The sequence below is a fragment of the Paracoccus sediminis genome (assembly GCF_900188295.1).
Taxonomy (GTDB): Bacteria; Pseudomonadota; Alphaproteobacteria; order Rhodobacterales; family Rhodobacteraceae; genus Paracoccus; species Paracoccus sediminis.
This window is the reverse complement of the sequence record NZ_FZNM01000002.1, coordinates 114,810-140,942: the sequence shown is the minus strand read 5'-3', so window position 1 is coordinate 140,942 and position 26,133 is coordinate 114,810. Positions and strand designations below refer to the sequence as shown.

The following is a 26,133-nucleotide window of genomic DNA, read 5'->3' as shown; positions in this document are numbered from 1 at the left end:
CTGTCTATGCCATCCGATGCCGCCCGATGGGCAGCATCATGGGCCGCCCCGAGGTCGGATCCGGAACGATCCGGCTGGAAAGACCGAAGACGGCGCGGACGGTATCCTCGGTCAGAACCTCGTCCGGGGCGCCCTGGGCGTGCAGCGCGCCGCCCGCCATCGCGACCAGATGATCGGCATAGCGTGCGGCCAGGTTCAGGTCGTGCAGCACCATCACCACGGTCGTGCCACGCCGTTGGTTGAGGTCGGTCAGCAGATCCAGAACCTCGATCTGGTGGCTGATGTCCAGAAAGGTCGTGGGTTCGTCCAGCAGCAACAGGTCGGTCTGCTGGGCCAGGGCCATGGCGATCCAGACCCGCTGGCGCTGTCCGCCCGACAGTTCGTCCACGGCGCAATGGGCCAGATCCAGGGTTCGCGTCGCCTCCATCGCGTCGGCCACGGCCTGATCGTCGGCCTGCGACCAGCGGGACAGGATGCCGTGATGGGGGTGGCGGCCCCGGCCGACCAGATCGGCCACGGCGATGCCTTCCGGGGCAAGGGGCGACTGCGGCAGCAGCCCCATGATCCGCGCGACCTGACGGGGCGGCATCCGGTGGACCGCCTTGCCGTCCAGAAGAACCTGCCCCTGCTGGGGGGCCAGCAACCGCGCCATGCTGCGCAGCAGGGTCGATTTTCCGCAGGCGTTGGCGCCGACGATGGCGGTGATCCGCCCCGGCAGAATGTCCAGATCCAGGCCTTGCAGGATCGTCCGGTCGCCGTATCCGGCAGACAGGCGATGAACGGACAGGGAATGGGCGGTCACAGCGATCCTCCGGTGCGGTTCATGCGCACGATCAGGTAAATCAGATAGGGCGCCCCCAAGGCGCCGGTGACGACGCCCACCGGAAAGCGCGCGGGCAATAGGAACTGGCCCGCGTAGTCGCCCACCAGCACCAGGGCCGCGCCCACCAGGGCGGCCGGGATCAGCACCGATCCGTTCGGCCCCAGGATCCGCGCGGCAATCGGCCCGGACAGGAACGCCACAAAGGCTATTGGCCCGGTGATGGCGGTGGCCACCGCGATCAGGCCCACGGCCGCGACGATCACCGCCACCCGCGTCGCCGCGACATCCGTGCCAAGCGCGGCGGCGGTGTCGTCGCCCAGCCGCAGCGTTTCCAGGTCGCGACTGCGGCTGACCAGCAGCCCGCCAAACACCGCCAGCGACGCCAGCAGGGGCAGGGCCTGGGACAGGTGCGCGCCGTTCACACTGCCCGTCAGCCATCGCATCGCCTCGGCCAGATCCCAGGACGGGGCGCGGGACAGGGTCCAGGCGATGACGCTGTCCAGCATCGCGGACACGCCGATGCCCACCAGGATCAGCCGGGTGCCCGCGACGCCGCCCCTGGAGGCCAGGCCATGGATCGCGATGGCCACGGCCAGCCCCGCGATCACCGCCATGACCGACACCATCGGCCCGTCCAGATCCAGCACCACGATGGCAAGCACCGCCGCGACGCTGGCGCCACGGCTGATGCCGATAATGTCGGGGCTGGCCAGCGGATTGCGCAGCATGATCTGAAAGGCCGCGCCGCCCAGGCCGAAGGACAGCCCGGCCAGGATCGCCACCACCGCGCGGGGCAGGCGCAACTGGCCCACGGTGAAGGACGCGCCGGGCACGTCCTGGCCCGCCAGCACCCGCAGCACCGTTTGGGGGGCGACGAAGGACTGGCCCAGCATCAGCGTCAGGGCGAACCCGGCCAGCAGCAGCGCGCAGGCGCCGCCGATGACCGCATGGCGGCGGCGGGCGCGGCGCCGCCGGCCCCTGGCGATCAGGCTGGCGGTCACAGCTCGCGCACCCGCGCGCGCCGCACGATCCCGACAAAGACCGGCGCGCCGACCAGGGCCGTGACGATGCCCACGTCCAGTTCGGCCGGCCGGGCCAGCAGGCGGCCCGCAATGTCGGACGCGATCAGCAGGCAGGCCCCGCCCAGGGCCGAAAACGGCAACAGCCAGCGGTGATCGATCCCGGTCAGCAACCGGCACAGGTGCGGCACCACCAGACCCACGAACCCGATCGGCCCGCAGACCGCCGTGGTCGCCCCGCACAAAAGGATCGCCCCGGCCGATGAAACGCCTCGGGCCACGGCCACCCGCTCGCCCAGGCCCGCTGCCATGTCGTCGCCGAGGGCCAGCGCATTCAGCCAGCGCGCCGAGGCCAGGCTGATCGCAAGTCCCGCCCCCAGAAACGGCAGAACGGGCATCAGGCGCGCAAAGGTCGCCCCGCCGACGCCCCCGATCTGCCACGCCTGCAATCCCCCCGCGACATCGCCCCGCGACAGCATCACCGCGACCACCAGCGACGACAGCGCGACCGACGTGGCCATCCCCGCCAAGGCCAGCTTCAGCGGCGTCGGCCCGCCCCGGCCCAGCGATCCGATGGCATAGACGAACGCCGCGGTTGCCCCGGCGCCGCCGATAGCCACCCAGACATAAGCTTGCATCGAGGCGATGCCGAACCAGGCCACCGCGACGGCCACCGCCAGCGACGCGCCCAGGTTCACCCCCAGGATCCCCGGATCGGCCAGGGGGTTGCGCGTGACCCCCTGCATGACCGCGCCCGACAGTCCAAGCGCCGCCCCCGCCACCGCCGCCAGCACCGTGCGCGGGATCCGCGCGGCCACCGCCGCCTGGCCGATGCTGTCCGTCCGCCCGTGCAGCGCAGCCAGGATGTCGTCCAGACCCACGTCCCGTGTGCCGACGGCGACCGACAGCGCACCCAGCAGGGCCAGCAGGAAGACCAGCAGGACCAGCCACAGGCCGCGGCCGCCGCCCGGCCGCCGGTCCAGGCCGGGAATGGCGGTGGCGGCGGTCATTCGGATGCCTGCGCCGCCCCGGCCAGCAGGGCCACGTAATCGTCAAGCACCCAAGGCAGGGACAGCGGCGTCGGGTTGGCGGCATTGCCCATCGGGTCGTTGCCCAGCATCACGATGGCCCCCTTGGCGATGGCGGGCATGTGGGCCATCAGCGGATCGGCCCGCATCGCCTCCAGCAGGGGGGCGCCCCCATAGGTGACGAGGATGTCCACATCGTCGAAGGCATCGATCCGTTCGGCGCTGATGGAACCCGCATACTGGCCGGGTCGCGTCGCCGCCGTGACGCTTTGGGGCATCGCCAGACCCAGATCGGCGAAGAACTTCACCCGCGTGTCGTTGGCGCTGTAGAAATTCACGACCGACAGGTTGGTCGTGTCCAGATGGGTCACGAACATCGCGGTCTTGCCGCGCAATCGGGGATGGGCGGCCAGGGTGCCGGCGATCCGGGCGTTCATGTCCGCGATCAACGCCTCGCCTTCCGCCGCCATGCCCATGCCCGCGCTGTTCAGGCGGATCGTCTGCCGCCAGTCGGTCGTCCAGGCCGCGTCGGGATAGGCCACGACCGGCGCGATCTGGGACAGCGTGTCATAGTCGGCCCGCGTCAGCCCGGAATAGGCGGCCAGGATCACGTCGGGCCGGGTGGCGGCCACCGCCTCGAAGTCGATGCCGTCGCCTTCGTCGAACAGCGGGGGCGTGTCGGCTCCCAACTCGGCCAGCCGCTCCGCCACCCAGGGCAGCACGCCGTCGCCGTCGTCGTCGCCATAATTGGCCGCCGCCATGCCTACGGGCACGACGCCCAGGGCCAGCGGAACCTCGTGGTTGCCGGATGCGACGGTGGCCACGCGGGCGGGCCGTTCGGTCAGGGTGGTGGTGCCGAAAGCGTGCGGAATGGTCACGGGAAAGTCCTGCGCCTGGACCGCAGCGGCCGAAAGCCACCCGAACAGGATCATCAGGGCGGAACGCGGGAAACAGGGGTGCATCGAACGCTCCTGGGGCAATCAGGCCGCAGCCTGTCTGTGTCGGTTTCGTCACGCCATGGCCGTCGGACGAACACGGGCGACACGATTTCCATTGTATCTGACAAAAAAACTAGGGATACACAAGGCAGCCGTTGCGCGATCCGACCGGGTTGTGCCGACGCGATCCCAAAACGGTCTGGCGCAAGCCCGAACCGGGGATCGATCCATCCGCAAGCGATCCGGCCCCCCGCCGAAAGCCAGCCATGAAACATCGCAACTTGTGGAAAAAACGCATGTTCCTTGACAAGACCGCCCATGGGGGCAGGCACCGCTGTCTGACCGTTCTTCTGTTCGGCTGCACCGCCCTTGCCCCCGCCGGCCTTCTGGCCCAGCAGGCCGGTGACACCGTGACGGTGCTGGCACCGATCACCCTGGACGGACAGGGCGACGATGACGCGCGGCGTCGTGGCCTATTCCAGCACGGCGGGCAGCGGCCTGGCGACGCCGATCCTGGATACTCCGGCATCCGTGTCGGTCGTGACCGCGAATGAGATCGCCCGGCGCGGCGCCCGCACGGCCGAGGAGGTGCTGCGGTACGCCACCGGCGTGACCACCGATTTCTATGGCGGCGACGACCGTTTCGATTACTACAAGCTGCGGGGCTTCGACGCCTCTGTCTATCGCGACGGGCTGCCGATGCAAAAGGCGTTCGGCGGCATCCGCGAGGATGCCTTTGCCTATGAGCGGGTCGAGATCGTCAAGGGCGGCAATTCCACGGTGAACGGCCCGTCCGAACCGGGCGGCATCGTCAACTATGCCACCAAGCTGCCACGGGCCGAGCGTTTCGGCGAAGCCTATGTCGGCGGCGGATCCTTTGGCCGGGCCGAGGCGGGCGTGGATTTCGGCGACATTCTGACGCCGGATGCCGCCCTGGCTTACCGGCTGACGGCACGGGTGCAGAAATCGGACAAGGAACTGGATCATAGCCGCGACGACGCGACGCTGGTGATGGGCGGGCTGACCTGGAGGCCGACCGACCGGACCCGCCTGTCGGTGGTCGCGGATTACCTCGACCGCGACGGATCGACCGGATCGGGCTGGCCGACCGGCACGAACTTTGCCCGCGACGTGTTCTTCGGCGAACCGGATTTCAACTATGTGGACAACACCCGGCGCGCGGTCAGCGTTCTGCTGGACCATGATTTCGGCAACGGGCTGGCCTTCAATGCCAAGGCCCGTCACCAGTCCGAGGATCGGGGCTTTGGCTATGTCTATATCTGGGACGCCGACGGCGTCAGCCCCGCCGACCGCTATTACTTCGCCAATGCCGCGACCGCCGAACAGACGGTGGCGGATGCGACCCTGCAATACGACGCGACCTTTGGCGGCATCGCCAGCCGCACCCTGGTCGGTTTGCAATACAGCGACGTGGAATCGGATTCGACCAGCTGGTACACGACGGCGGTCCCTGCGGACTATACCGGTCCCGTCTATGCGGGCGGGATCGATCTGGACAGGCTGGCCCCCTATGCCCGGACGATCGGCGACGACAGGGTGGCGTCGGTGTATCTGCAACAGGAACTGACGGTCTCGGACCGGCTTATCGCCAGCGTGGGCCTGCGCCACGACCGGATGGATCTGTCCCGCACCGCCCTGGACGGCACGCGGACGACCGCCGATTTCAGCAAGACGACCCGCAGCGTCGGACTGACCTACAAGATCACGCCCGACCTGTCGGCCTATGCCAGCTATGCCGAATCGGTTCTGCCCGCCGCCCTGACCGTGGAACCCGAGGAAGGCCGGCAAGTCGAGGCCGGGGTGAAATACCGCCCGGCGGGCCTGGACGCGCTGTTCACCGCCGCCGTCTATGACCTGCGCAAGACCAATATCACCCGCAACGACGCCAGCACCAACCCGCCGATCCCCCGCACCATCGGCGAGATCCGCGCCTGCGGGATCGAGCTTGAGGCCCGCGCCGAACTGCCCGGCGATCTGTCGGTGATCGCGGCCTATGCCTATGCCGACACGGAAATCACCGATCGCCTGTCGTCGAACCGGGGCAACAGCCTGGGCAACGTGCCCCGGCACCTGGCCTCGGTCTGGCTGGATTACACATGGGCGGGGCAGGGCGCGCGGGGCGACATGACCTTCGGGATCGGCGCGCGCTACAAGGGCACGGCCTTTGGCGGCGACGACAACACGGCCAAAAGCGAGGCGGCGGTGCTGATCGACGCGGCCTATGGCTATGACGTGACGGACGACACCCGGCTTGCGGTCAACGTGACCAACCTGCTGGACGAAAAACACCGCGAGGCGGCATCCGGCGCGATCACCTACAATCCGGGGCGCGAGATCGGCGTGACCCTGCGCCGGACCTGGTAGCGACCGCCCGTGGCATCCGCCGCCAGACGGCGGATGCCCGGCCCGCGGCAGGCTGGAAATCACGCGCTTTCCAGATTGTTGACTGAATTACTTTATTATAAGACGGCCTTGTCCATCAGGGGATCGCGTCATGTCGCATTTGCGCAACCACCGGAATTTCGGCACCATTCCGCGCGCATCCGGCGCGGCCGCCGCGGCACTGAAGGCCCGCGCCGCCGCCTGGGACATGCCCGTGGTCGAGACGCCCGAGGCGATGAGCCTGTTCGTCTGGGGCTGCGAACTGCGCCTGGTGCCCGAACGCGACGCCGTTCGGATCGAGCTGTCCGCCCCCGAAGCGCGGCTGATCGGCACCCTTCAGGACAGCGCGACCGAACTGTTCGCCGAAGCGGGGCTGGAGGTCGCCTGGGACCGGGTGGACGCGGGCGCGCTGGCGCCGGGCCTGTCGTTGATGCGGGTCGTTTCCGTGACCGAACGGTCGCCGGGCTTCCTGCGCGTGCGGCTGGCCGGGCCGGATGCGGTGCGGTTCGGAATGGGCGGCCTGCATTTCCGGCTGCTGCTGGCGCCCGCCGGGCGCGTGCCGGTCTGGCCGCGCACCGGCGCATCGGGCCGCACGGAATGGCCGGCGGGGGCGGATGCGCTGCACCGGCCGGTCTATACGCTGGCCGATGGGGGCGACGGCTGGCTGGATTTCGACATCTTCCGCCACGACGGCAGCCCGACCTGCGACTGGGCCTTGTCTGGGCCAGAGGGCGCAACGGTCGGGATCATCGGGCCGGGCGGCGGCGGGTGCCCGGACGCGGACCGCCTGCATCTGTTCGGGGACGAAACGGCGCTGCCCGCCATGGCGCGGATGCTGGATCTGGCGCGGGGCGTCGTGACGGCCCATGTTCGCGCCAGCTATTCCGATCTTGGCCCGCTGGCCGCCGATCCGCGCGTCGCCCGCTGCGACGACCTGCTGGCGGCGCTGGCGCAGGCGGATCTGGAACCGGGCAGCTTTTCCTGGTTCGCGGGCGAGGCCGCGCAGGCGCGTCAGGCCCGCCAGCACCTGCTGGCGCGGGGCCTGGACCGCAAGGATTTCATGGCCGCGGCCTATTGGGGCTAAGCCGCCAGCCCGGCATAGATGCCGCCCTTGGCGATCAGATCCGCATGGCTGCCGATTTCCGCGATCCGGCCCCCCCGCATGACGACGATCCGGTCGGCGTTGCGGATCGTGCCCAAGCGGTGGGCAATGATAAGCGTCGTGCGCCCGACCGCCAGAACATCCAGCGCGGACTGGATCTCGCGTTCGGTCTGGCTGTCAAGCGCGCTTGTCGCCTCGTCCAGAATCAGGATCGGCGGATTTTTCAGAAAGGCCCGCGCGATGGCCACCCGCTGTTTCTGGCCCCCTGACAGCATCATGCCCCGTTCGCCGACGATCGTGTCCAGCCCGTCGGGCAGGCTGTCGATCATGCTGGTCAGCTGCGCCTGCGCGGCGGCCCGGCGGATGTCGTCGTCCGTGGCGCCCAGGCGGCCATAGGCGATGTTGTCGCGCAGGCTGCCGCCGAACAGGAACACGTCCTGGCTGACCAGCCCGATCTGGCGTCGCAGGCTGTTCAGCCGCATGTCGGACAGCGCCAGCCCGTCCACGGTGATGCGGCCCGCCGTGGGTTCATAGAAACGCGGCAGCAGCGCCAGCAGCGTGGTCTTGCCCGCCCCGGACGGGCCGACAAAGGCCACGGTTTCCCCCGCCCTGACCGTCAGGTCGATGCCCTCCAGGATGGTGCGGCCCTCGTCATAGGCAAAGCTGACCTGATCGAACCGGATGTCGCCGCGCAGGGCCGGGGCCTCGACGGCGCCGGGGGCATCGGCGATTTCCGGATCGGTCGCCAGCAGTTCCTGATACCGGCGGAACCCGGCGATGCCGCGCGGATAGGTTTCGATCACGGCGGCGATCTTTTCCAGCGGGCGATAGAAGACGCCGACCAGCAGCAGAAAGCCCACGAACCCGCCGGTGGTCAGATCGCCCGACAGCACGAAGCCCGCGCCGACGACCATCACGATCACCTGCACCAGCCGCAGGCCCAGATATTGCAGCGCCGAACTGGCCGCCATCACGCGATAGGCGTCCAGCTTGGCCTGGCGATAGCGGGCGTTGTCGGCGGCGAACAGGTGGTTCTCGTGCGCCTCGTTGCCAAAGGCCTGGACCACGCGGACCCCGCCCAGGGCTTCCTCCAGCCGGACGTTGAAATCGCCGACGCGGGAATAGATCGCGCGCCAGGTCTGCGTCATCCTTCCGCCATAGACGATCACCAGGACCAGCATCGCGGGCACGATCAGCGCCACGATCACGGCCAGTTGGGGGTTGATCCAGAACATCAGCGCAAAGGCCCCCACGAACGTCATGATGGCGATGACGGCGTCCTCGGGGCCGTGATGGGCGACCTCGCCGATTTCCTCGAGGTCGCGGGTCACGCGGGCCACCAGCTTGCCGGTGCGGGCGCGGTCGTACCAGCGCCAGGACAGCCGGGTCAGATGGTCGAAGGCGCGGGCGCGCATCGCGGTTTCGATGTTGATGCCCAGCTTGTGTCCCCAATAGATCACCACCGTCAGCAGCCCCGCATTGATCGCATACAGCGCCAGCAAACCCACGGCGGCGGCCACCGTCAGCGTCCAGTCGCCCTGCGGCAGCAGGTGGTCGATAAAGGCGGTGATGGCCAGCGGAAAGACCAGTTCCAGCAGGCCCGACAGCACCGCGCATCCGAAATCCAGCCAGAACAGCCCCATGAACGGGCGGTAATAGGAAAAGAACTGGCGCAGCATCGGTCGTGTTCCTTCAGGCGGGGACGGCCACCGGGCTGCCGTCCGGGCGTGTCAGCACCTGCATCGGCAGGCCATAGATGTGTTCCAGCGCATCCGGCCGCATCAGGCCGGCGGGATCGCCCTGCAAGGCCATGTGGCCGCCTTTCAACGCAACCACATGATCGCAGAACCGGGCGGCCATGTTGACCTCGTGCAGCACGATCACGGCGCTGCGGCCCGCCTTGTGGCACATGCGGCGCACAAGCGCCAGAACCTCGACCTGATGGGCGATGTCGAGCGCGCTGATCGGTTCGTCCAGCAGCAGCGTTCCGGCCTGCTGGGCCACCATCATCGCCAGCCAGGCCCGCTGGCGTTCGCCGCCCGACAGGGTATCGACCAACTGGCCCGCAAAGGGCGTCATGCCGCATTCGTCCATCGCGCGGGCCACCGCGTCGTGGTCGCCGGGGCCAAAGCGGCCAAGTGCGCCGTGCCAGGGGTATCGGCCTAGGGCCACCAGTTCGCGCACGGTCATGCCCTCGGCCGGGGGCGGGTGCTGGGGCAGGAAGGCCAGGCGGCGGGCATAGTCGCGGGCGTGCCAGCCCGGCAAGGGGCGGTCCTCGAAGGCGACGGTGCCGCCGCTGGGGGCGATCTGGCGGGCCAGCACCTTCAGCAGCGTCGATTTGCCCGACCCGTTGTGGCCGATCAGGGCGGTCATCCGGCCCGGCGGCAGGTCCAGCGTCAGCCCGTGCAGCAGGCGGCGGTCCGGCACGTCCACGGTCAGGTCGCGGATGGAAAACAGGCTCATCGGGGCGGTCTCGTCATCAGCCAGATCAGCCAGGGCGCGCCGATCAGCGACGCGAACAGGCCCAGCGGCAGGTCATAGGGAAAGCCCGCCATCCGCGCCCCAAAATCGGCGGCCAACATCAGCCCGGCCCCGATCAGGGCGGCGCCCGCGACATGATCGCCGGGCCGCGCAAGCCCCAGGCGGCGGGCCAGGTGCGGGGCCATCAGGCCCACGAAGGACAGCGGCCCGACCAGCACGGTCGCCGCCCCGGTGGCCATCCCGGCAAGCGCGATCAGCAGCAGGCGGGCGCGGCGCAAGGGCAGGCCCAGCCCGCCCGCGATGCCCGCGCCCAGCGGCAGCACCGCCAGCCAGCGCCGCGCGGCCAGGGCGCCGGCCCACAGCACCGCCGCCAGCGTCGCCAGCGCCAGCGCCCCCGGCATTGTCACGGCCGACGACGACCCCGACAGCCAGCCGAGGATCTGGAAGGACCGCGCATCGCCCGCCGCCATCGCCGCCGACAGCACCGCCGCGGCAAGCGCCGAGACCGCGATCCCCGCCAGCAGCACCCGTTCGGCGGGCATCTCGCGGCGGCTGACGAAGGCCGCGACCATCGCCAGCGTCACCGCGCCCCCGGCCATGGTCCCCATCATCAGCATTGCGGCGGTGGGCGCGGCGGCCAGATAGACCACGCCCGCATAGCCCATCGCCGCCCCGCCCGACACGCCCAGCACCTCGGGCGAGGCGAGCGGGTTCGCGGTCAGGCGTTGCAGGATCGCCCCCGCGATGGCCAGCGACGCCCCGGCGGCGGCGGCGGCAATCAGGCGCGGCAGGCGCATCGGCAGAAAGGCCGCGGCGCTTTCGGCGTCCAGAACCGCCCAACCCCCCGGCACGCGGCCGATCCAGACCAGGACAAGGGCCGCAATGACCAAGGCCAGGGCCATTCCGGCCAGCAGGGGCGCCGGGCGGTCGCGGCGCGGGGCGGGGCCTTCGGCGCGCTCGGTCCCCGGAGGGGTCGATCCGCGCAGGCGCGGCAGCAGCCAGATCAGCAGCGGCCCGCCGATCAGGCCGGTCAGCGCGCCGGTCGGAAACATCTCGCCCACATGGTCCGCGACCAGCAGCACCAGCCCGTCGCAGACCGACAGGATCAGCGCGCCGATCAGCGGCGACAGGGCCAGCAGCCGGGGGATGGACGCCGCGCCCATCGTGCGGGCCAGGGCGGGCGCGGCCAGGCCCACAAAGGCGATCAGCCCCAGTTCGGCGGACACCGCCCCGGCCAGGACCACCGCGACGCCCACCGCCAGCAGCCGCACCCCCGCCACGTTCAGGCCCAGGCCCGACGCGCCTTCGGCCCCCAGCGACAGCACGCGCAGGGGACGCGCCAGCAGGGCCGACGCGACGGCCCCGAACGCCAGCACGCCGGCCAGCACCCGGACCCCCGACCAGTCCCCCTGCACCAGCGAGCCGCCGTTCCAGATCACCAGCGACAGCAGGTATTCGCCGCGCGCCAGCGTCATCGCGGTGGCCACCGCGCTGGCGGTCATGCCGACCAGCATCCCGGCGATGACCATGGTCACGGGCGCAAAGCCGCGCCGCGCGCCGATGGCCAGCACCAGCCCCGCCGCCAGCCCGGCCCCGGTCATCGCCACGGGCCAGCGGCCGCCGTCCAGCAGGCTGGGCGCCAGCATCGTCGCGATGACCAGGGCCAGTTGCGCGCCCGCCGATATGCCCAGCGTGGTCGGATCGGCCACCGGGTTGCGCAGCACCGCTTGCAGGATCGCGCCGGACAGGCCAAGACCGGCCCCGGCCAGCAGCGCCACGACCCCGCGCGGCATCAGGCCGAACCCCAGCAGGATCTGGGGAATGTCCATCCGCGCCGGATCCAGCGGCCAGGCGGGCCATTGCGCCAGGGGCAGCAGATGCAGCGCGGCCATCGCCCACAACAGTGCCGCCAGCAGCGCGAAAGGCAGCAGGCGGGCCGTCATGCGATGGTCCCAGGCCCGGCCTCGAAGGCGTTGGCCAGGGCAGCGGCAAACCGCAGCGCGGCGGGAACCGCGCCAAAGGCGTTGGTGTCGGGCAGGCGATAGGTCCGCCCCCCGGCGACCGGCGGCAGGGCGGCCCACAGGATGCTGCGCCCCAGCGCGCGATGGGCGGCGGCGGGCAGGGCGCCGGCATGGACCAGCCGGGCATCCGGCATGTCGGCCAGCCGTTCCAGCGGCACCGGCGCCAGAAAACTGAAGGCGGTATTGCCTTCCCAGGCGTTGCGCAGGCCCAGCCGGGCCAGCGTGCTGCCGAACAGGCTGTCAAAGCCGAAGGCCCGCAGGTGCCGCGCGTCGCCGATGTTGACCAGCGCCACCGGGCGGTCGCGGAACGGGGCCAGCCGCGCGGCCAGCCGGTCCAGCGTGGCGGTAGTTTCCGCCACCGCCCGCGCACCCGCCGCCGGATCGCCGATGGCATCGGCCAGCGCGGCCAGCGCCGACAGCGCCTTGGGCAAGGGCGCCTCTCCGGGGATGAAGAAAGGCAGAGACAGAACCGGGGCGATGGTCCGCAGCCGATCCTCGTAGCGGGTGTAATAGGGCGAGGACAGGATCAGGTCCGGCCGGACCAGTTGCAGCAATTCGAAATTCGGCGCCCCGCGCAGGCCCAGGTCGGTGACATGGCCGGGGATGGGCGGTTCGACCGCATCGGCGCGAAAGCGGACCAGTTCGGCGGCGGCCACCGGCATGTGGCCGATGGCCACGGCGGTCTCCAGCATCGCCCAGTCGATGGCGGCCAGGCGCGGCGCGGGGGACGCGGACAGGGATGGGGCGCCCCGCACAGGCAGACCCGCCGCCAGGATGGTCCCGGCGGCGGTCAGGATCGTCCGGCGATGGGGCCGGGGGACGGGCGCCCCCCGGCGGTCCGGCCCGTTCACCACTGATAGCTGACTTTCGCGGTCGCGGTCCGGCCCTGCCCGAAAAAGCAGCCGAAGCTGGAACAGGTCGCCACATAGGCCCTGTCCGTCAGGTTCTGGACGTTCAGCGCCGCCTTGATGTTGCCGCGTTCATAGGTGGCGCCCAGATCCAGCAAGGTCTGGCTGTCCAGATCCAGCGTGTTCGCCTCGTCGCCGAAGCGTTCGCCGACATGGCGGATGCCGCCGCCCGCGCGGATGCCGTTGCCGAAATCGCGCATGACCCACAGGCTTGCCAGATGTTTCGGGGCATTGGGCAGGGCCTTGCCCGCATTGTCGCCTTCCCGCTGTTCGGTATCGTTATAGGCATAGCTGGCCTGAACGTCCCAACCTTGCGCGACCGTGGCGATGGCCGACAGTTCCAGCCCGCGCGATTTCGCCTCGCCGATCTGGCGCAAGCCGCTGACGATGGTGCCGCCGATCTCCTCGGACACCGGGCGGGTCAGGTTGGTCTGGCGCAGGTCATAGATCGCGGCGGTGAACAACCCGTCAAAGGCCGCGGGGCTGTATTTCAGGCCCGCTTCCCATTGCTTGCCCTGGGTCGGCCGCAAGGCGGAGCCTTGGATATCGGTGCCCGGCAGCGGTTCGAACGACGTGGCATAGCTGACATAGGGCAGCAGCCCGTTGGCAAAGGCATAGGCCAGGCCCGCGCGGCCGGTCAGTTCGCTGTCGTCGAAGCTGGAATCCGAACCATAGGACAGGCCGTCCTGTTCGGCCATGTCATAGCGCAGGCCCAGCGAACCGCGCCAGTTGCCCAATGACACCTCGTCCTGGGCATAAAGCCCGGTTTGCGTAAAGGAAATGTCGCGCCCGCCCCGAAAGCCGTCCAGCGTCACCGCATCGGGATCACGGACCGGGTTCGACGGATCCAGCGGCGCGGCCGTGCCGAAGATGGTGAAATCGTCGGATTCGTATTTCTGCACGTCCAGGCCCAGCAGCACCTGGTGGGTGGCGGCGCCCGTCGTGATTTCGCCCGACAGGCGGGTGTCGGCGCTCAGCGTCTGGCTGTCTTCCCGCTGCCGAATGGTGGTGCGGTCAAAGGTGCCGTCGGCGTTCAGCGGGCAGAAGAACGCGCAGGAGGTCGCGTCATAGATCCAGTCGAAATCCTCGTAGCGGACGCCCTGGGACAGGGTCCAGCCATTGTCCAGGGCGTGACTGACCTCGGCCCCCAGCGTGAACAGCCTGCGGTCGCTATCGTCGAAACCGGGTTCGCCCGCGTTGAGATCGCGCAGGTCGTCCAGATCGCCGGACTGCGCCAGCGCATAAGGGACGCCCACCGGCGTGATCGGCGAATCCCTGGTATAGGACGACAGGATATCGATGGTCGTGGCATCGTCCGGGGTCCAGCGGACCGCCCCCGCCAGAAAGCCGCGCCGGTTGTCCACGTCATCGACCTGGGTGCGGATGTCGCGGCCCGCGCCGGTCACGCGCCAGGACAGATCCGCAGTCGGCGCGCGGTTCACGTCGAAGAACAGCTGCCTGCCCTTGTCGCTGTCCAGCCCCAGCCCGATTTCGCCAAAGTCGGTGGACCGGGCGCGTTTCTGCACCTGGTTGACGATCCCGGCGGGCGAGCCGGACCCATACAATGACGACGATGGGCCGCGCAGAACCTCGACCTGCTGCATTCCATAGGTTTCGTAATCCACCGCGCCGAACAGGCGGCCCTGGCGCAACCCGTTCACATATTGCGCGCGTTCGCCGGAAAAGCCGCGCAGGGTCGGGTTGTTGAAGCGCGGATCGGCGCCGAAGGGCTGGCCCAGGATCCCCGCGCTGTAGTTCAGCGTCTCGCCCAGGTTGTCCGATCCCTGTTCCGCGATCTGGTCCTGGGTCACGACGCTGATCGATTGCTGCGCCTCGGCAAGGGGAACCGAGGATTTCGTCGCCTGCGCGCCATCGGCCCGATAGCCCGCCACATCGTCGACGGTCAGGGTGATGTCGCCCAGCACGAAGACCGAATCGTCGGCGGTGGCATCGGTGTCCTGCGCCAGGGCGGGACAGGCCAGGGCCGCCGCGCCGACGCTGGCCAGGAACAGGGAACGAAGGGTGACGGGCATGGGGAAATCCTGCACGGAACGGGGACGGTTTCCGACCCTTTGCCCATTCGGAGGCGTCCCGTCAAGGATTCCCGACCAAAACCCTACGATATTAACCCTTGCCGTGGCCTTTTCGCGTCATGCGGCATGGCGCAGCGCCTGCGGCCGCGGCCCGCCGGTCGCCCAGTCCAGCAATTCGACGGTATGGACGACCGGAACGGCGGTTCCCGACCCGATCTGCATCATGCAGCCGATGTTGCCGGCGCTGATGACCTGGGGACTCGTCGCCTCCAGCGTGGCGACCTTGCGCGCCTTCAGTTCGGCGGAGATCGCGGGCTGCATCAGGTTGTAGGTGCCCGCCGATCCGCAGCAGATATGGCTGTCGCGGGGTTCCAGCACCGTGAACCCGGCCGCCGCCAGCAATTCCTTGGGCGTGGCCTTGATCCCCTGGCCGTGCTGCAAGGAACAGGCGGCGTGATAGCCGACGCGCAGTGGAACCGCGTGGGTGGCGTCCGTCAGGCCCAGGTCGGCCATCACCTCGGTGATGTCTTTCGCCAGGGCGGCCACGCGGGCGGCGTCGGCCTCCAGCGGGCCGCCCGCGAACATGTGGCCGTAATCCTTGACCGTCGTGCCGCAGCCCGAGGTGTTGATGACCAGGGCGTCCAGCCCCGCGCCGTCGATTTCCGCGGTCAGGGCGCGGATGTTGGCGGCGGCAAAGGCGTGGCTTTCGCCGGTGCGGCCCATGTGATGGGTCAGCGCGCCGCAGCAGCCCATGCCGCGCGGGATCACCACCTCGCAGCCATGCCGACGCAGCAGGCGGATGGTGGCGTCGTTGATGTCGGTGTTCAGCGCCCGCTGCGCGCAGCCCGTCAGCAGCGCCACCCGCTTGCGGCGCGGCCCCTGGGCCGCAAACACCTGCGGGCTGTCGTTGCGGCTGGGCGCCGGAATGTCGCGGGGCGCCATGTCCAGCATGGCGCGCAACCGCGCGTCGGGGATCAGGCGGCGGAACGGACGCCCGAGCTTGGCCCCCAGCAATGCCAGCCGGAAACGTCCCGGATAGGGCAGGATCCTGGCCAGCACCCAGCGCAGCACGCGGTCGGGCAGGGGACGACGGTAGTTCTGTTCGATGTATTCGCGGGCGTGATCGACCAGGTGCATGTAATGGACGCCCGACGGGCAGGTGGTCATGCAGGACAGGCAGGACAGGCAGCGGTCGATGTGCGTGACGGTCTTGTCGTCCGGCACGCGCGCGTTTTCCAACATGTCCTTGATGAGGTAGATCCGGCCGCGCGGGCTGTCCAGTTCGTCGCCCAGGACCTTGTAGGTGGGGCAGGTGGCCGTGCAGAACCCGCAATGGACGCAGGTGCGCAGGATCTCGTTGGACCGGGCGGTCAGCGGATCGGCAAGCTGTTCCGGGGTAAAGGTTGTCTGCATGTCAGGCGCCCGTCGCATCAGAGGCCATCAGGCCGGGATTCAGGATGCCCGCCGGATCAAAGCTGCGGCGCAGCCCGTCCTGGATGCGGGCCACGGCGCCGGGCAGCGGCGGAAAGGCCGGGCCGACGGCATCCGCGCGGCGGATCAGCGTGGCATGGGGGGCCAGCGCGCGCGGATGGCCGGGACCGCGATACCAGATCAGCCCGCCGCCCCAGTCCAGCGAACAATCCCCGCCCATCGCCCGCAGCCCGGCGCAGAGGCCAGGCGCGTCGGTGGGCCGGCACAGGATCCGCCACAGCGGGCCGCCGCCGACGAAATGCGTCACGTCGCGGATCGCATCCCAGGGCGCGTCATCCACCACCTCGGGGCGGTATTCCGCCAGCAGCGCCAGCAGCCGGTCGCGGCGATAGGCACGCTGGCCGTCCAGCCCTTCGATCCGCAGATAGGCGGTGCCCCCGACATGGGCCGCGCCCGACACATCGTAGGGGGTGGATAGCGCGGCGGTGAAGATGCGCAGGGCCGTTGTGTCGTCCACGCCGGGAAAGGCCAGCGTAGTGCGGGCCGGAGACAGGGGCAGGGTCTTCAGCGCCACCTCGGTCAGGACGCCAAGCGTGCCGTGGGATCCCGCCAGCAGCTTGGACAGGTCCAGCCCGGTGACGTTCTTCATCACCCGGCCGCCGTTCTTCAGGATGCGGCCCTGCCCATCGACAAAGCGCACCCCCAGCAGGTGATCGCGGCAGGCGCCCGCCAGGATCCGGCGTGGGCCGCCGGCATTGGCCGCGACCATGCCGCCCAGCGTCGGGGTGCCGCTGCGGCCCAGGATGGCGCGCATGTCCGGCGGCTCGAAGGCGAGGGTCTGGTTTTCGGCGGCCAGCATCGCCAGGATCTGGGGCAGGGGGGTGCCGGGGCGGGCGATCAGCGTCATCTCGCCCGGCGAATAGGTCACGACCCCCGACAAGCGCGACAGCGACAGCGGCTCGCCCAGGGTGCGGTTCTCGACGCGCGTGCCGCCGCCCAGGATGCGCACAGGCCGGCGGCGGGCATGGCACTCGGACAGGATCGCGGCGACCTCGGTTTCGGTCGCGGGGGCCAGATCGGTGACGACGGTCATTCGGCGGCCGCCAGCGGTGCGGTGTGGGCGCGATGCGCGGCGCTGGCCTCCAGCGGAAAGACCTTGGCGGGGTTCAGCAGCCAGCCCGGATCGAACACGTCCTTGACCTGCATCTGGATGGCCAGATCGTCGGGGTCGTACTGATCGCCCATCAGGTCGCGCTTTTCCACGCCCACGCCATGTTCGCCCGTCAGGCAGCCGCCGACCTCGACGCACAGGCGCAGGATGTCGGCGCCGAACGCCTCGGCGCGGGCCAGATCGCCGGGCGTGTTGGCGTCGAACAGGATCAGCGGGTGCATGTTGCCGTCGCCCGCGTGAAAGACGTTGGCGACCTCCAGCCCGTGCTGGCGCGACAGTTCCCCGATCCGGCGCAGGGTATGGGGCAGCTGGCCCACCGGCACCGTGCCGTCCAGGCAGATGTAATCGCCCAGCCGTCCCATGGCGCCAAAGGCCGACTTGCGGCCTTTCCAGATCGCCAGGGATTCGTCGGCATTGCGGCTTTCGCGGAATTCCACCGGGTTCAGCGCGTCGGCGATCGCGCGGATCCGGGCGATCTGGTCGTCAATCTCGGCCTTCGACCCCTCGACCTCGACGATCAGGACGGCGGGGCAGTCGGGGTATCCGGCCTTGGCAAAGGATTCGACCGCGCGCAGGCACGGCTCGTCCATGTATTCGATGGCCACCGGCAGCACGCCCGACCGGATGATGTTGGCCACGCATTCGCCCGCGACCTCGGGCGAATCGAACCCGATCAGCACGGGCCGCGCGCCTTCGGGGCGGGGCAGGATGCGCAACGTGGCCTCGGTCACGACGCCAAGCTGGCCTTCCGATCCGCACAGCACGCCCAGCAGATCCAGGCCCGCCGGTCCCGGTTCCGGCCCGCCCAGTTCGATGATCTCGCCGGTGGTCAGGACCACCGTGGCGCCCAGCAGGTTGTTGGTCGTCACCCCGTATTTCAGGCAATGCGCGCCGCCCGAATTCATCGCGATGTTGCCCGCGATGGTGCAGGCAAGCTGCGACGACGGGTCGGGGGCGTAGAAAAAGCCCAGCGGTTCCAGTTCGGCGCTGACCGACAGGTTGGTGACGCCCGACTGCACGCGGACGTACCGGTTGGCAAGGTCGATGTCCAGGAACGCGTTCAGGCGCATGGTGCCCAGGATCACGCAATCGGCGGTGGGCAGCGCGCCGCCCGCCAGCGACGTGCCCGCCCCGCGCGGCACCACCGGCACGCCCAGCCCGTGGGAGACGCGCATCGCCGCCGCGACCTCGGCGGTCGTGCGGGGCAGGACCACGGCCAGCGGCGGACAGCGATAGGCGGTCAGCGCGTCGCATTCATAGGCGCGGGTTTCGTGCGGATCGTCGATCACCGCGTCGGCGGGCAGCACCGCGCGCAGGGCCGCGACGATCTGCGGTCTTTGCGCAATGACCTGCGCGTCAGGCGCCGGCATGGCGATGGTCATGGCTCTGCCCCCTGCTGCTATCGCGTTTCCGTGGTAAAATGATTTGACCAAGGCTGTCAATTGCGATGACATGGGCGCGACGACAAGGGCAAGGCCATGACCGATTTTTCCATCCGCCCCGAACGGGCTGCCGACGCGGTGGCGCGCCATATCGAAAACCTGATCCTGGAAGGATCGCTGGCCCCGGACGAAGGCCTGCTGCCGGAACGCGATCTGGCGGCGCGGCTGAACGTGTCGCGGCCCACCCTGCGCGACGGGCTGAAGCTGTTGCAGGATCGCGGGTTGCTGGTCGGCGAAAAGGGGCGCGGGATGCGGGTGGCCGCGCTGGGGCGTGCGGCGATCACCGATCCGCTGCTGGCGCTGCTGGCCGAACGCCCCGAGGTCGAGGATGATTGTCTGGATTTCCGCGATGTGGTGGAAAGCCACGCGGCCGGGCTGGCCGCCGTCCGCGCCACCGATCTGGACCGCGGCCGGATCGGCGCCACCCTTGACCGGATCGACGCTGCCCATGCCGCCGCCATCCCCGAAGACGAGGCCGAGGCCGACGCGGCCCTGCACCAGGCCATCTACGAGGCCAGCCACAACCTGGTCCTGTTGCAGGTCATGCGGGCGCTGTCGGGCAGCTTGCGCAGCAACGTGGCGGCCAACCGGGCGCGGCTGTTCACGCTGCCGCAGGTCCGCGACACCCTGCGCGACCAGCATCGCGCCATCGGGGCGGCGATCCTGACGCGCGACGCCGATGCGGCGCGCGCGGCCGCCCATGCGCATCTGGCCTATGTCCGTCAGGCCGCCCGCGACCTGGCCGAGGCGCGGGCGCATGGGGAAACCGCCCGCCGCCGCCAGTCCGGCGGCGGTCTGGGCCAGCGGGGATGACGATGGATCCCAGGGCCGATCCCGCCGCCTTTCTGCGCGCCGTGTTCGACCGGGCGGTCGCCGTTGCCGACCCGATGCGGTCGCTTGCCGCCCATCTGCCGCCGCGCCCCGAGGGCCGGGTCGTCGTGGTCGGCGCGGGCAAGGCCAGCGCCCGCATGGCCGAGGCGGTAGAGGCCGCCTGGGGGCGGTGCGAGGGGCTGGTCATCACCCGTTACGGCCATGCCCGCCCCTGCAAGGGAATCGAGGTCGTCGAAGCCGCCCATCCCGTGCCCGACCAGGCCGGCGCGCGGGCCACGCTGCGGATGCTGGATCTGCTGGGCGGACTTGGCGAAAGCGATTTCGTTCTGGCGCTGATCTCGGGCGGGGCCTCGGCGCTGCTCTGCGCGCCGTCAACCGGGGTGACGCTGGCCGACAAGCAGGCGGTGAACGCGGCGCTGCTGGCCTCGGGCGCGCCGATCGGTTCGATGAACACGGTCCGCAAGCACCTGTCCCGCGTCAAGGGCGGGCGGCTGGCTGCGGCGGCATGGCCCGCGCGGATGCTGGCGCTGATGATTTCGGACGTGCCGGGCGACGACCCGGCCTTCATCGGATCCGGGCCGACGGTGGGCGATGCGACCACCCCGTCGGATGCGCGGGCGATCCTGGACCGCTGGCGGATCACCGTGCCGGACAGCGTGGCCCGCGCGCTGCACGAAGGCGGCGGGGTGGTGCCGCCCGGCGACGCACGGCTGTCGCGCGCGGAAAACCGCGTCATCGCCGCCCCCGCGCAGTCGCTGGCCGCCGCCGCCGATCTGGCCCAAGCCGCAGGCTGCGCGGTCGAGATCCTGGGCGATGCGCTGGAGGGCGAGGCGCGGCATGTTGCCGCCACACAGGCCCGGCTGGTTCTGGACCGGCAGGCCGAGCGCAGGCCCGGCGATCCGCCGCTGCTGATCCTGTCGGGCGGCGAACTGACCGTGACGCGCCGCGGCGACGGAGTTGGCGGGCCGAACGCCGAATTCTGTCTGGCGCTTGCCATCGCTCTGGACGGTGCGCCGGGCATTCACGCCCTGGCCTGCGACACCGATGGCGTCGATGGCGCGGCCGAGGTCGCCGGAGCCGTGATCGGCCCGGATACCTTGGCCCTGGCCACTGCCGACGCAGCCTCGCTGGCCTTGGCGTCAAATGATTCGCACACCCTTTTTCGGCGGATTCACGCCCAGATCGTGACAGGCCCCACATTAACCAACGTTAATGATTTCAGGGCAATTTTAATCCTGTGATTGAAAATTGCCGCGGAAAAGCCGGATTTTTACGTTTCCCGCGGCAAAATGTCGCCTGTTTGACACTCTGCATCCCACAAAAGGTCTATCCCTCATGGTGCGCAGTCGTGGTGCGTAGATATTCTGGGTAGGTGCGAGTTCAGGCTATCCCGTCGCGTGGGTTCACGCGGTTGCCCGTTTCGGGCCGGGATAGCCATTTTCGCTTTTTCCTCCGTATCTTTCTCTGGTTTACTGACGGCCATCCCGGCTGTTCACGGACCGATTCCGCAATGATCGACCCCTCGGATTACGCCCACCTGTTCGACGCCCCGATCCTGGTGGGTCTGTCGCGCGATCAGAAACACGCGCTCTTGTCGTCCTGCACCGCCCGCGTCCTGAAATCGGCAACCTATGTCCTGCGGCAGGGCGAAACCACGACCGGCAGCTATTTCATCGCCTCGGGCCGGGTCGAGGTCGGCTATGTGGACAGTTCCGGCAACCAGGTCATCGTCCACACCGCCATCTCTGGCGAAATGCTGGGAGAGGTCGAGGCGCTGTCGGGCCGCCCCTGCGCGGCCAGCTGCCTGACCATGCCCGACACCACCGTCCTGTTCTGCCCGGCCAAGGCGCTGTACGCGCATGTGCCGCCCCAGATCCTGATCCCGAACCTGTGCACGATCCTGCACGACCGCCTGATGCGGGAAAACCGCAACCGGATGGCCGACCATTATTACAACGCCGACCAGCGGATCCGTCTGTACCTGCGGCAGTTGACCAGCGATTCGGACGATGGCCTGCTGCGCATCAGCCAGTCGCAGTTGGGCGTGGTGATCGGCTGCTCGCGCCAGACCGTCAACAAGATGCTGGGCGAGCTGCGCGACGAGGGCATCATCGAACTGGGCCGCAACGCGGTCCGGGTTCTGGACCGGACCCGGCTGGAAGACGGCGCCCCCGTGCTGGAGTGAGTCAGCGCAGGTCGGCAATGACGCGCCCGTCGTTCGGCAGGCTTCCCGGCGCGACCACCTGGACCGATCCCTTCAGCCGCGTGATCTCGGCCAGTTTTTCGGCCAGCCTGTCGGCGGCGGCGCTGTCGGGGTGTTCGGCCAGCAGGCGCATCCGGTCCTGTTCGCCCGCGCGGGTGATTTCCAGCCGCAGCCGCTGGCAGCCCGGCACGGCGCGGCCGATGGCGGCGATCTGTTCGGGGCGCACGAACATGCCCTTGACCTTGGCCGCCTGGTCGGCGCGGCCCATCCAGCCCTTGATGCGGCCTGCGCCATCGGTCGCCGACATGTCGCCCGTGGCGAACCGCAGCAGCGGGTAATCGGCATTCAGGCGGGTCACGACGATTTCGCCGACCTCGCCGTCGGAAACCGGATCCCCGGTGCCGGGGCGGACGATTTCCACGATCACGCCGTCGTTCACCGCCATCCCCGGCCCGCCGTCCTCATAGGCCACGATGCCCAGGTCGGCGGTGCCATAGCATTGGCGCACGGCCACCCCGCGCCCGGCCAGGTCCGCGCGCAGGCTGTCGGGCAGGGCCGCGCCCGTGACCATCCCCACGCGCAGGCAGGACCGGTCCACGCCGTCCTCGTCGGCCTTGTCCAGGATGATCTTCAGGAAATCCGGCACGCCCACATAGACGCGCGGACGGTATTGGGTGATGGCGGTCAACTGGTCCGCGGTGTTGCCCGGCCCGGCGGGAATGACCGGGCATCCCAGGGTTTCCGCCCCGGCCTCGAAGATGAAGGCGGCAGGGGTCAGGTGATAGGAAAAGGTGTTCAGGATCACGTCGCCGGGTGTCACGCCCGCCGCCGACAGGGCGGCCGCCGACCCCCACCAGTCGGCCCCGCGCCCCTCGGGGTCGAAAATCGGGCCGGGCGAGACGAACAGGCGCCGCAGACCCGCGACCGGACCCCCGGTCAGCCCGCCGAAGGGCGCCGCCTTGGCCTGCATCTGGGCCAGGTCGGACTTGCGCAGGACCGGCAGGCGGGCCAGATCCGCCAGACTGGACAGCGGTTCCGCCGGCAGGTCGGTCCACAGGGGCTGCGTCGCGCGCATCCGCGCCAGTTGGGCGTTCAGGCGGTCAAGGGGGTCGCCCGCGCGCGTGTCGCGGCCGGGCAGGGTATCGGCAATCATGGGCTTTCCTCAGGCCAGCCAGCGTTTGCGCCGGCGATAGTGTTTGACGTTGCGGTAGTCGGTATGTTCCGCCCCGCCCAGATAAAAGTCCTGAACGTCGGGGTTCGATTTCAGCACGTCCGCCGCCCCCGACATCACGACCTGCCCCTGTTCGATCAGATAGGCGCGGCTGACGATGTCCAGCGTGGCGGCGGCGTTCTGTTCGACCAGCAGCACCGACATGCCCTGCTGGGCGTTGATGGTGCCGATGATGCCAAAGATTTCCTGCACCAGCAGCGGCGACAGGCCCAGGGACGGTTCGTCCAGCATGATGAGCCTGGGTTCGGTCATCAGCGCCCGGCCGATGGCCAGCATCTGCTGTTCGCCGCCCGACAGGTATCCGGCCTTGGACTTGATGCGTTCCTTGAGCCGGGGGAAATAGGCATAGACCTGCTCGCGCAGTTCGTTGAATCGCGCGATGCTGCGCCCGCGATAGGCCGCGACCAGGTTTTCGTCGGGCGTCAGATGGCCGAAGATGCGCCGGCCTTCCAGCACATGGACCATGCCGCCCGCCACCCGTTCGGGGGCGCCCAGGTTCAGGATGGACCGATCGCCCCAGCGGATTTCGCCGCGCGTGACCAGCCCGCGCTCGGGGCCGAGCAGCCCCGAGATGGATTTCAGCGTGGTGGACTTGCCCGCGCCGTTCGATCCCAGAAGGGCGACCATCTCGCCTTCGCCAATCTCCAGCGAGACGCCCTTGATGGCCAGGAAGACCTTGTCATAGATGACTTCGACGTTTTCCAGGATCAGCGCGGGCATGGCTCAGTTGCCTTCCTTGTATTTGGCCGCCGATTCCTCGATCACGGTGCGGATCAGGTCGGGATAGGCGGCCTTCCAGTCACTGACGGGCACCCACTTCTCGCCGTCCCATTCCGATACCCGGCCCGCGCCGCCGCCCTGGTGATCCTCGGCGGTATAGGTGACGGGGGGCATCAGGCCTTCGGCATCGAAGCCGCTGATCTTTTCGAACCCGGCCTTCAGCGTGTCGCCGGTCAGCGGCTGGCCGCCTTCCAGGCCAAGGCGCGCGGCTTCGACCGCGACGGCCATGGTCGCCACGCCCAGGTTGTAGTAGCTGTTGCCGACATTGGCCTGATCGCCCGACCCCTTGCCCGGCGTGATGACCTTTTCCTGGATCCGCTGGATGATCGGGTGATCGGTGCCCGCCGCCGTCGCCTCGAACCGCTTGACGCCCTTCATCTGCGGGCCGACGTTGGCGGCGTCGGTTTCGGCCAGCCAGATCACCGAATGGATCTGTTCGGGGCGGATGCCGTTCTGGATGGCGGTGCGCACCGACACCGCCTGACCGCCGCCCGCGCCCCAGATCAGGACGTAATCGGGGCGATAGCGCCGCACCTCGGACCAGGCGGCAGCCTGTTCGTTGCCGGGGCTGGCATAGGGAAAGGCCTGGAATTCGAAACCTTCCTGTTTGGCGAGGGCGTCCAGGATCGGGCCGGGTTCGCGCCCGAAGGGGCTGTCGATGTGAACGATGGCGATCTTCTTGCCCTCTAGGCCGCCGGTTTCCTTCATGTATTCGATCAGGGCGGCCGCCTGCGCCCAATAGGTGGGCATCATCGGAAAGACATAGGGAAAGACCGTCCCGTCGGACGCGTCGCCCCGGCCGTGGGCGGGGGTGATGACGATGTTCTTGTCGGCGCTGGCCTGATCCAGGATCGCGGCGGACACCGGCGTGGACAGGAAATCGAACAGGATCGCGCCTTCCTCCTTGGCGCGGTTATAGGCCTCGATCCCGCGCTGCGGCTGGTTGCCGGTGTCGCGCACGATGGCGGTGACGGTGTTGCCGTCCCCAAGGATGCCTTCGGCATTGGCCAGGGCCAGGTAATCCTGCTGGCCCTGATTGTACTGCCCGGTCACGAAGGTATAGACCGCCGTGAAATCCTGAAGCAGGCCGAACTTGACGTCCTCGGCCATGGCGGAGGCGGACAGCCCGGCCACCAAGGCCGTGGTCAGCGCCAGCTTGCGCAGAAAGGTCATGTGTTTTCCTCCCATTTACGTTTTCCCCCTCCCCAGGGGATCAGCTTCTGGCGTGGCGGAACGGCCAGACCAGGAAATACTTGCGGATGTTGTCGTAGATTTTCGCCAGCCCCAATGGCTCCAGCAGCAGGAACCCGATAATCATGGCGCCATAGATCATCAGCGGCAGATGCGACAGAAAGTTCTGGCTGACCGGCACCCAGCCTCCGGCGGCCAGACCGGACACGAGGTTGGTCAGAAAGATCGGCGCCAGCAGCACGAAACCCGCCCCCAGCCAGGATCCGATCACGGACCCCAGGCCGCCCACCAGCACCATCGCGACCAATTGGATCGACACGTTGAAGCCGAACTGTTCGGGCGTCACCGCGCGATAGAAGCAAAAGGCCAGGATCGCCCCCGTCACGCCGCCCATGAACGACGAGGTGGCAAAGGCCGTCAGCTTGGTCCGGAACGGGTCCACCCCAATCACGGCGGCGGCGAAGTCCTTGTCGCGGATGGCGACCAGGGCGCGGCCAAAGGACGTGCGCTTGACGTTCATGAAGAACACCGTCAACGCCACCGCCCAGCCCAGCGCCAGCCAGTAACGCGAGGCGAGGCTGTCGATGGGCAGGAACAGGAAGCCGACGTCGGGCGTGCGCAGCGTCGCGTGGGCGCCGCCGGAAATGGCGGGCACGTTCACCACCACCCAATCGACCAGATACTGCATCGCCAGCGTGGCCATCACCAGATACAGGCCCTTGACCCGCAGCGCGGCGCCGCCGAACACCGTGCCGATCACCGCCGCGATCAGACCCGACAGCAGCAGCGCCAGTTCGAACGGCACCCCCGCGCGGACCAGATGGATGGACGCATAGGCCCCGATCGCCATCACCGCGGCAAAGCCGAAATGCAGCTGCCCCGCCAGCCCCATCAGCAGCGTCAGCGACAGCGCCGCCGCCGACCAGATCACCCAGGGCAGGACATAGCTGCCCAGATACAGCGGCGAGACATACAGCGGCGCCAGAGCCGCCAGAACCAGAAGGGCGATGACCAGCCAGCGGTCGGTGGGGATTTTCCACAGCTTGCGGTCGGCCTGATAGCTGGTGTGGTACGTCCCCGAGAGGCGATAGAACATG

General features: G+C 69.2%; 22 protein-coding genes. 6 read left to right on the top strand and 16 right to left on the bottom strand.

Annotated elements, in window-relative coordinates:
• Positions 1 to 4: 4 nt before the first annotated feature.
• Genes CHB77_RS18465 through CHB77_RS03735 form a run of 4 tightly spaced genes read right to left on the bottom strand, consistent with a single transcriptional unit; the run spans position 5 to position 3,832 of the window.
• On the bottom strand, positions 5 to 802 hold the full coding sequence (locus CHB77_RS18465) for an ABC transporter ATP-binding protein (protein ID WP_089386845.1): 798 nt from the start codon (positions 800 to 802) through the stop codon (positions 5 to 7).
• Complete coding sequence (locus tag CHB77_RS18460; protein WP_131023304.1) at positions 799 to 1,824, bottom strand: FecCD family ABC transporter permease; 1,026 nt, start codon at positions 1,822 to 1,824, stop codon at positions 799 to 801. The genes CHB77_RS18465 and CHB77_RS18460 overlap by 4 nt, the downstream gene beginning before the upstream one ends.
• Positions 1,821 to 2,852, bottom strand: a complete 1,032-nt coding sequence (locus tag CHB77_RS17960; protein ID WP_131023303.1) for a FecCD family ABC transporter permease — start codon at positions 2,850 to 2,852, stop codon at positions 1,821 to 1,823. The genes CHB77_RS18460 and CHB77_RS17960 overlap by 4 nt, the downstream gene beginning before the upstream one ends.
• A complete protein-coding gene (locus tag CHB77_RS03735; RefSeq protein WP_089386844.1) occupies positions 2,849 to 3,832 on the bottom strand; it encodes an iron-siderophore ABC transporter substrate-binding protein in 984 nt (327 codons plus the stop codon). The genes CHB77_RS17960 and CHB77_RS03735 overlap by 4 nt, the downstream gene beginning before the upstream one ends.
• Before the next feature lie 272 nt (positions 3,833 to 4,104).
• Here CHB77_RS03735 and CHB77_RS18455 point away from each other — a divergent pair, with 272 nt between their 5' ends.
• From CHB77_RS18455 to CHB77_RS03725, 3 genes are all read left to right on the top strand, one after another.
• Positions 4,105 to 4,362: a hypothetical protein gene (locus CHB77_RS18455; RefSeq protein WP_207303012.1), complete on the top strand. Its 258-nt coding sequence runs from the start codon at positions 4,105 to 4,107 to the stop codon at positions 4,360 to 4,362.
• Complete coding sequence (locus CHB77_RS03730) at positions 4,262 to 6,193, top strand: TonB-dependent siderophore receptor (RefSeq protein WP_207303011.1); 1,932 nt, start codon at positions 4,262 to 4,264, stop codon at positions 6,191 to 6,193. Before CHB77_RS18455 ends, CHB77_RS03730 begins: the two co-directional genes overlap by 101 nt.
• 130 nt (positions 6,194 to 6,323) lie before the next feature.
• Positions 6,324 to 7,295 (top strand): siderophore-interacting protein, encoded by a 972-nt coding sequence (locus CHB77_RS03725; protein ID WP_089386843.1) that lies wholly within the window; start codon positions 6,324 to 6,326, stop codon positions 7,293 to 7,295.
• Here the strand turns inward: CHB77_RS03725 and CHB77_RS03720 are convergent.
• The 8 genes from CHB77_RS03720 to CHB77_RS03685 form a co-directional block, all read right to left on the bottom strand.
• A complete protein-coding gene (locus tag CHB77_RS03720) occupies positions 7,292 to 8,992 on the bottom strand; it encodes an ABC transporter ATP-binding protein (protein WP_089386842.1) in 1,701 nt (566 codons plus the stop codon). The genes CHB77_RS03725 and CHB77_RS03720 overlap by 4 nt on opposite strands.
• A 13-nt stretch (positions 8,993 to 9,005) precedes the next feature.
• Complete coding sequence (locus tag CHB77_RS03715) at positions 9,006 to 9,776, bottom strand: ATP-binding cassette domain-containing protein (protein WP_089386841.1); 771 nt, start codon at positions 9,774 to 9,776, stop codon at positions 9,006 to 9,008.
• Positions 9,773 to 11,737 carry a Fe(3+)-hydroxamate ABC transporter permease FhuB gene (gene fhuB / locus CHB77_RS03710; protein ID WP_089386840.1) on the bottom strand — a complete coding sequence of 655 codons (1,965 nt, stop codon included), beginning with the start codon at positions 11,735 to 11,737 and terminating at the stop codon, positions 9,773 to 9,775. The genes CHB77_RS03715 and fhuB overlap by 4 nt, the downstream gene beginning before the upstream one ends.
• A complete protein-coding gene (locus tag CHB77_RS03705) occupies positions 11,734 to 12,666 on the bottom strand; it encodes an iron-siderophore ABC transporter substrate-binding protein (RefSeq protein ID WP_089387147.1) in 933 nt (310 codons plus the stop codon). Before CHB77_RS03705 ends, fhuB begins: the two co-directional genes overlap by 4 nt.
• Entirely contained in the window at positions 12,663 to 14,756 is a 2,094-nt protein-coding gene (locus CHB77_RS03700) for a TonB-dependent siderophore receptor (RefSeq protein ID WP_089386839.1), read from the bottom strand. The genes CHB77_RS03705 and CHB77_RS03700 overlap by 4 nt, the downstream gene beginning before the upstream one ends.
• Before the next feature lie 117 nt (positions 14,757 to 14,873).
• The gene (glcF, locus tag CHB77_RS03695; RefSeq protein WP_089386838.1) at positions 14,874 to 16,169 is read right to left on the bottom strand and encodes a glycolate oxidase subunit GlcF; all 1,296 of its coding nucleotides are present in this window, start codon (positions 16,167 to 16,169) and stop codon (positions 14,874 to 14,876) included.
• Between the two features lies 1 nt (position 16,170).
• Positions 16,171 to 17,262 carry an FAD-binding protein gene (locus CHB77_RS03690; RefSeq protein ID WP_423212872.1) on the bottom strand — a complete coding sequence of 364 codons (1,092 nt, stop codon included), beginning with the start codon at positions 17,260 to 17,262 and terminating at the stop codon, positions 16,171 to 16,173.
• Between the two features lie 14 nt (positions 17,263 to 17,276).
• A complete protein-coding gene (locus CHB77_RS03685; protein ID WP_207303014.1) occupies positions 17,277 to 18,734 on the bottom strand; it encodes an FAD-linked oxidase C-terminal domain-containing protein in 1,458 nt (485 codons plus the stop codon).
• A 102-nt stretch (positions 18,735 to 18,836) separates the two neighbouring features.
• Here CHB77_RS03685 and CHB77_RS03680 point away from each other — a divergent pair, with 102 nt between their 5' ends.
• From CHB77_RS03680 to CHB77_RS03670, 3 genes are all read left to right on the top strand, one after another.
• Positions 18,837 to 19,613: an FCD domain-containing protein gene (locus CHB77_RS03680; protein WP_089386835.1), complete on the top strand. Its 777-nt coding sequence runs from the start codon at positions 18,837 to 18,839 to the stop codon at positions 19,611 to 19,613.
• A complete protein-coding gene (locus CHB77_RS03675) occupies positions 19,610 to 20,872 on the top strand; it encodes a glycerate kinase type-2 family protein (protein WP_423212870.1) in 1,263 nt (420 codons plus the stop codon). The genes CHB77_RS03680 and CHB77_RS03675 overlap by 4 nt, the downstream gene beginning before the upstream one ends.
• Before the next feature lie 269 nt (positions 20,873 to 21,141).
• Complete coding sequence (locus CHB77_RS03670; protein WP_089386833.1) at positions 21,142 to 21,816, top strand: Crp/Fnr family transcriptional regulator; 675 nt, start codon at positions 21,142 to 21,144, stop codon at positions 21,814 to 21,816.
• Between the two features lies 1 nt (position 21,817).
• On the opposite strand, the gene CHB77_RS03665 is transcribed toward CHB77_RS03670, so the two are convergent.
• Genes CHB77_RS03665 through CHB77_RS03650 form a run of 4 tightly spaced genes read right to left on the bottom strand, consistent with a single transcriptional unit; the run spans position 21,818 to position 26,132 of the window.
• Complete coding sequence (locus tag CHB77_RS03665) at positions 21,818 to 22,987, bottom strand: phenylacetate--CoA ligase family protein (RefSeq protein ID WP_089386832.1); 1,170 nt, start codon at positions 22,985 to 22,987, stop codon at positions 21,818 to 21,820.
• Between the two features lie 9 nt (positions 22,988 to 22,996).
• The gene (locus tag CHB77_RS03660) at positions 22,997 to 23,785 is read right to left on the bottom strand and encodes an ABC transporter ATP-binding protein (protein ID WP_089386831.1); all 789 of its coding nucleotides are present in this window, start codon (positions 23,783 to 23,785) and stop codon (positions 22,997 to 22,999) included.
• A 3-nt stretch (positions 23,786 to 23,788) separates the two neighbouring features.
• Positions 23,789 to 25,018, bottom strand: coding sequence for an ABC transporter substrate-binding protein (locus tag CHB77_RS03655; RefSeq protein ID WP_089386830.1), 1,230 nt, complete (start codon positions 25,016 to 25,018; stop codon positions 23,789 to 23,791).
• Between the two features lie 40 nt (positions 25,019 to 25,058).
• Positions 25,059 to 26,132, bottom strand: a complete 1,074-nt coding sequence (locus tag CHB77_RS03650; RefSeq protein WP_089386829.1) for a branched-chain amino acid ABC transporter permease — start codon at positions 26,130 to 26,132, stop codon at positions 25,059 to 25,061.
• Between the last annotated feature and the right edge of the window lies 1 nt (position 26,133).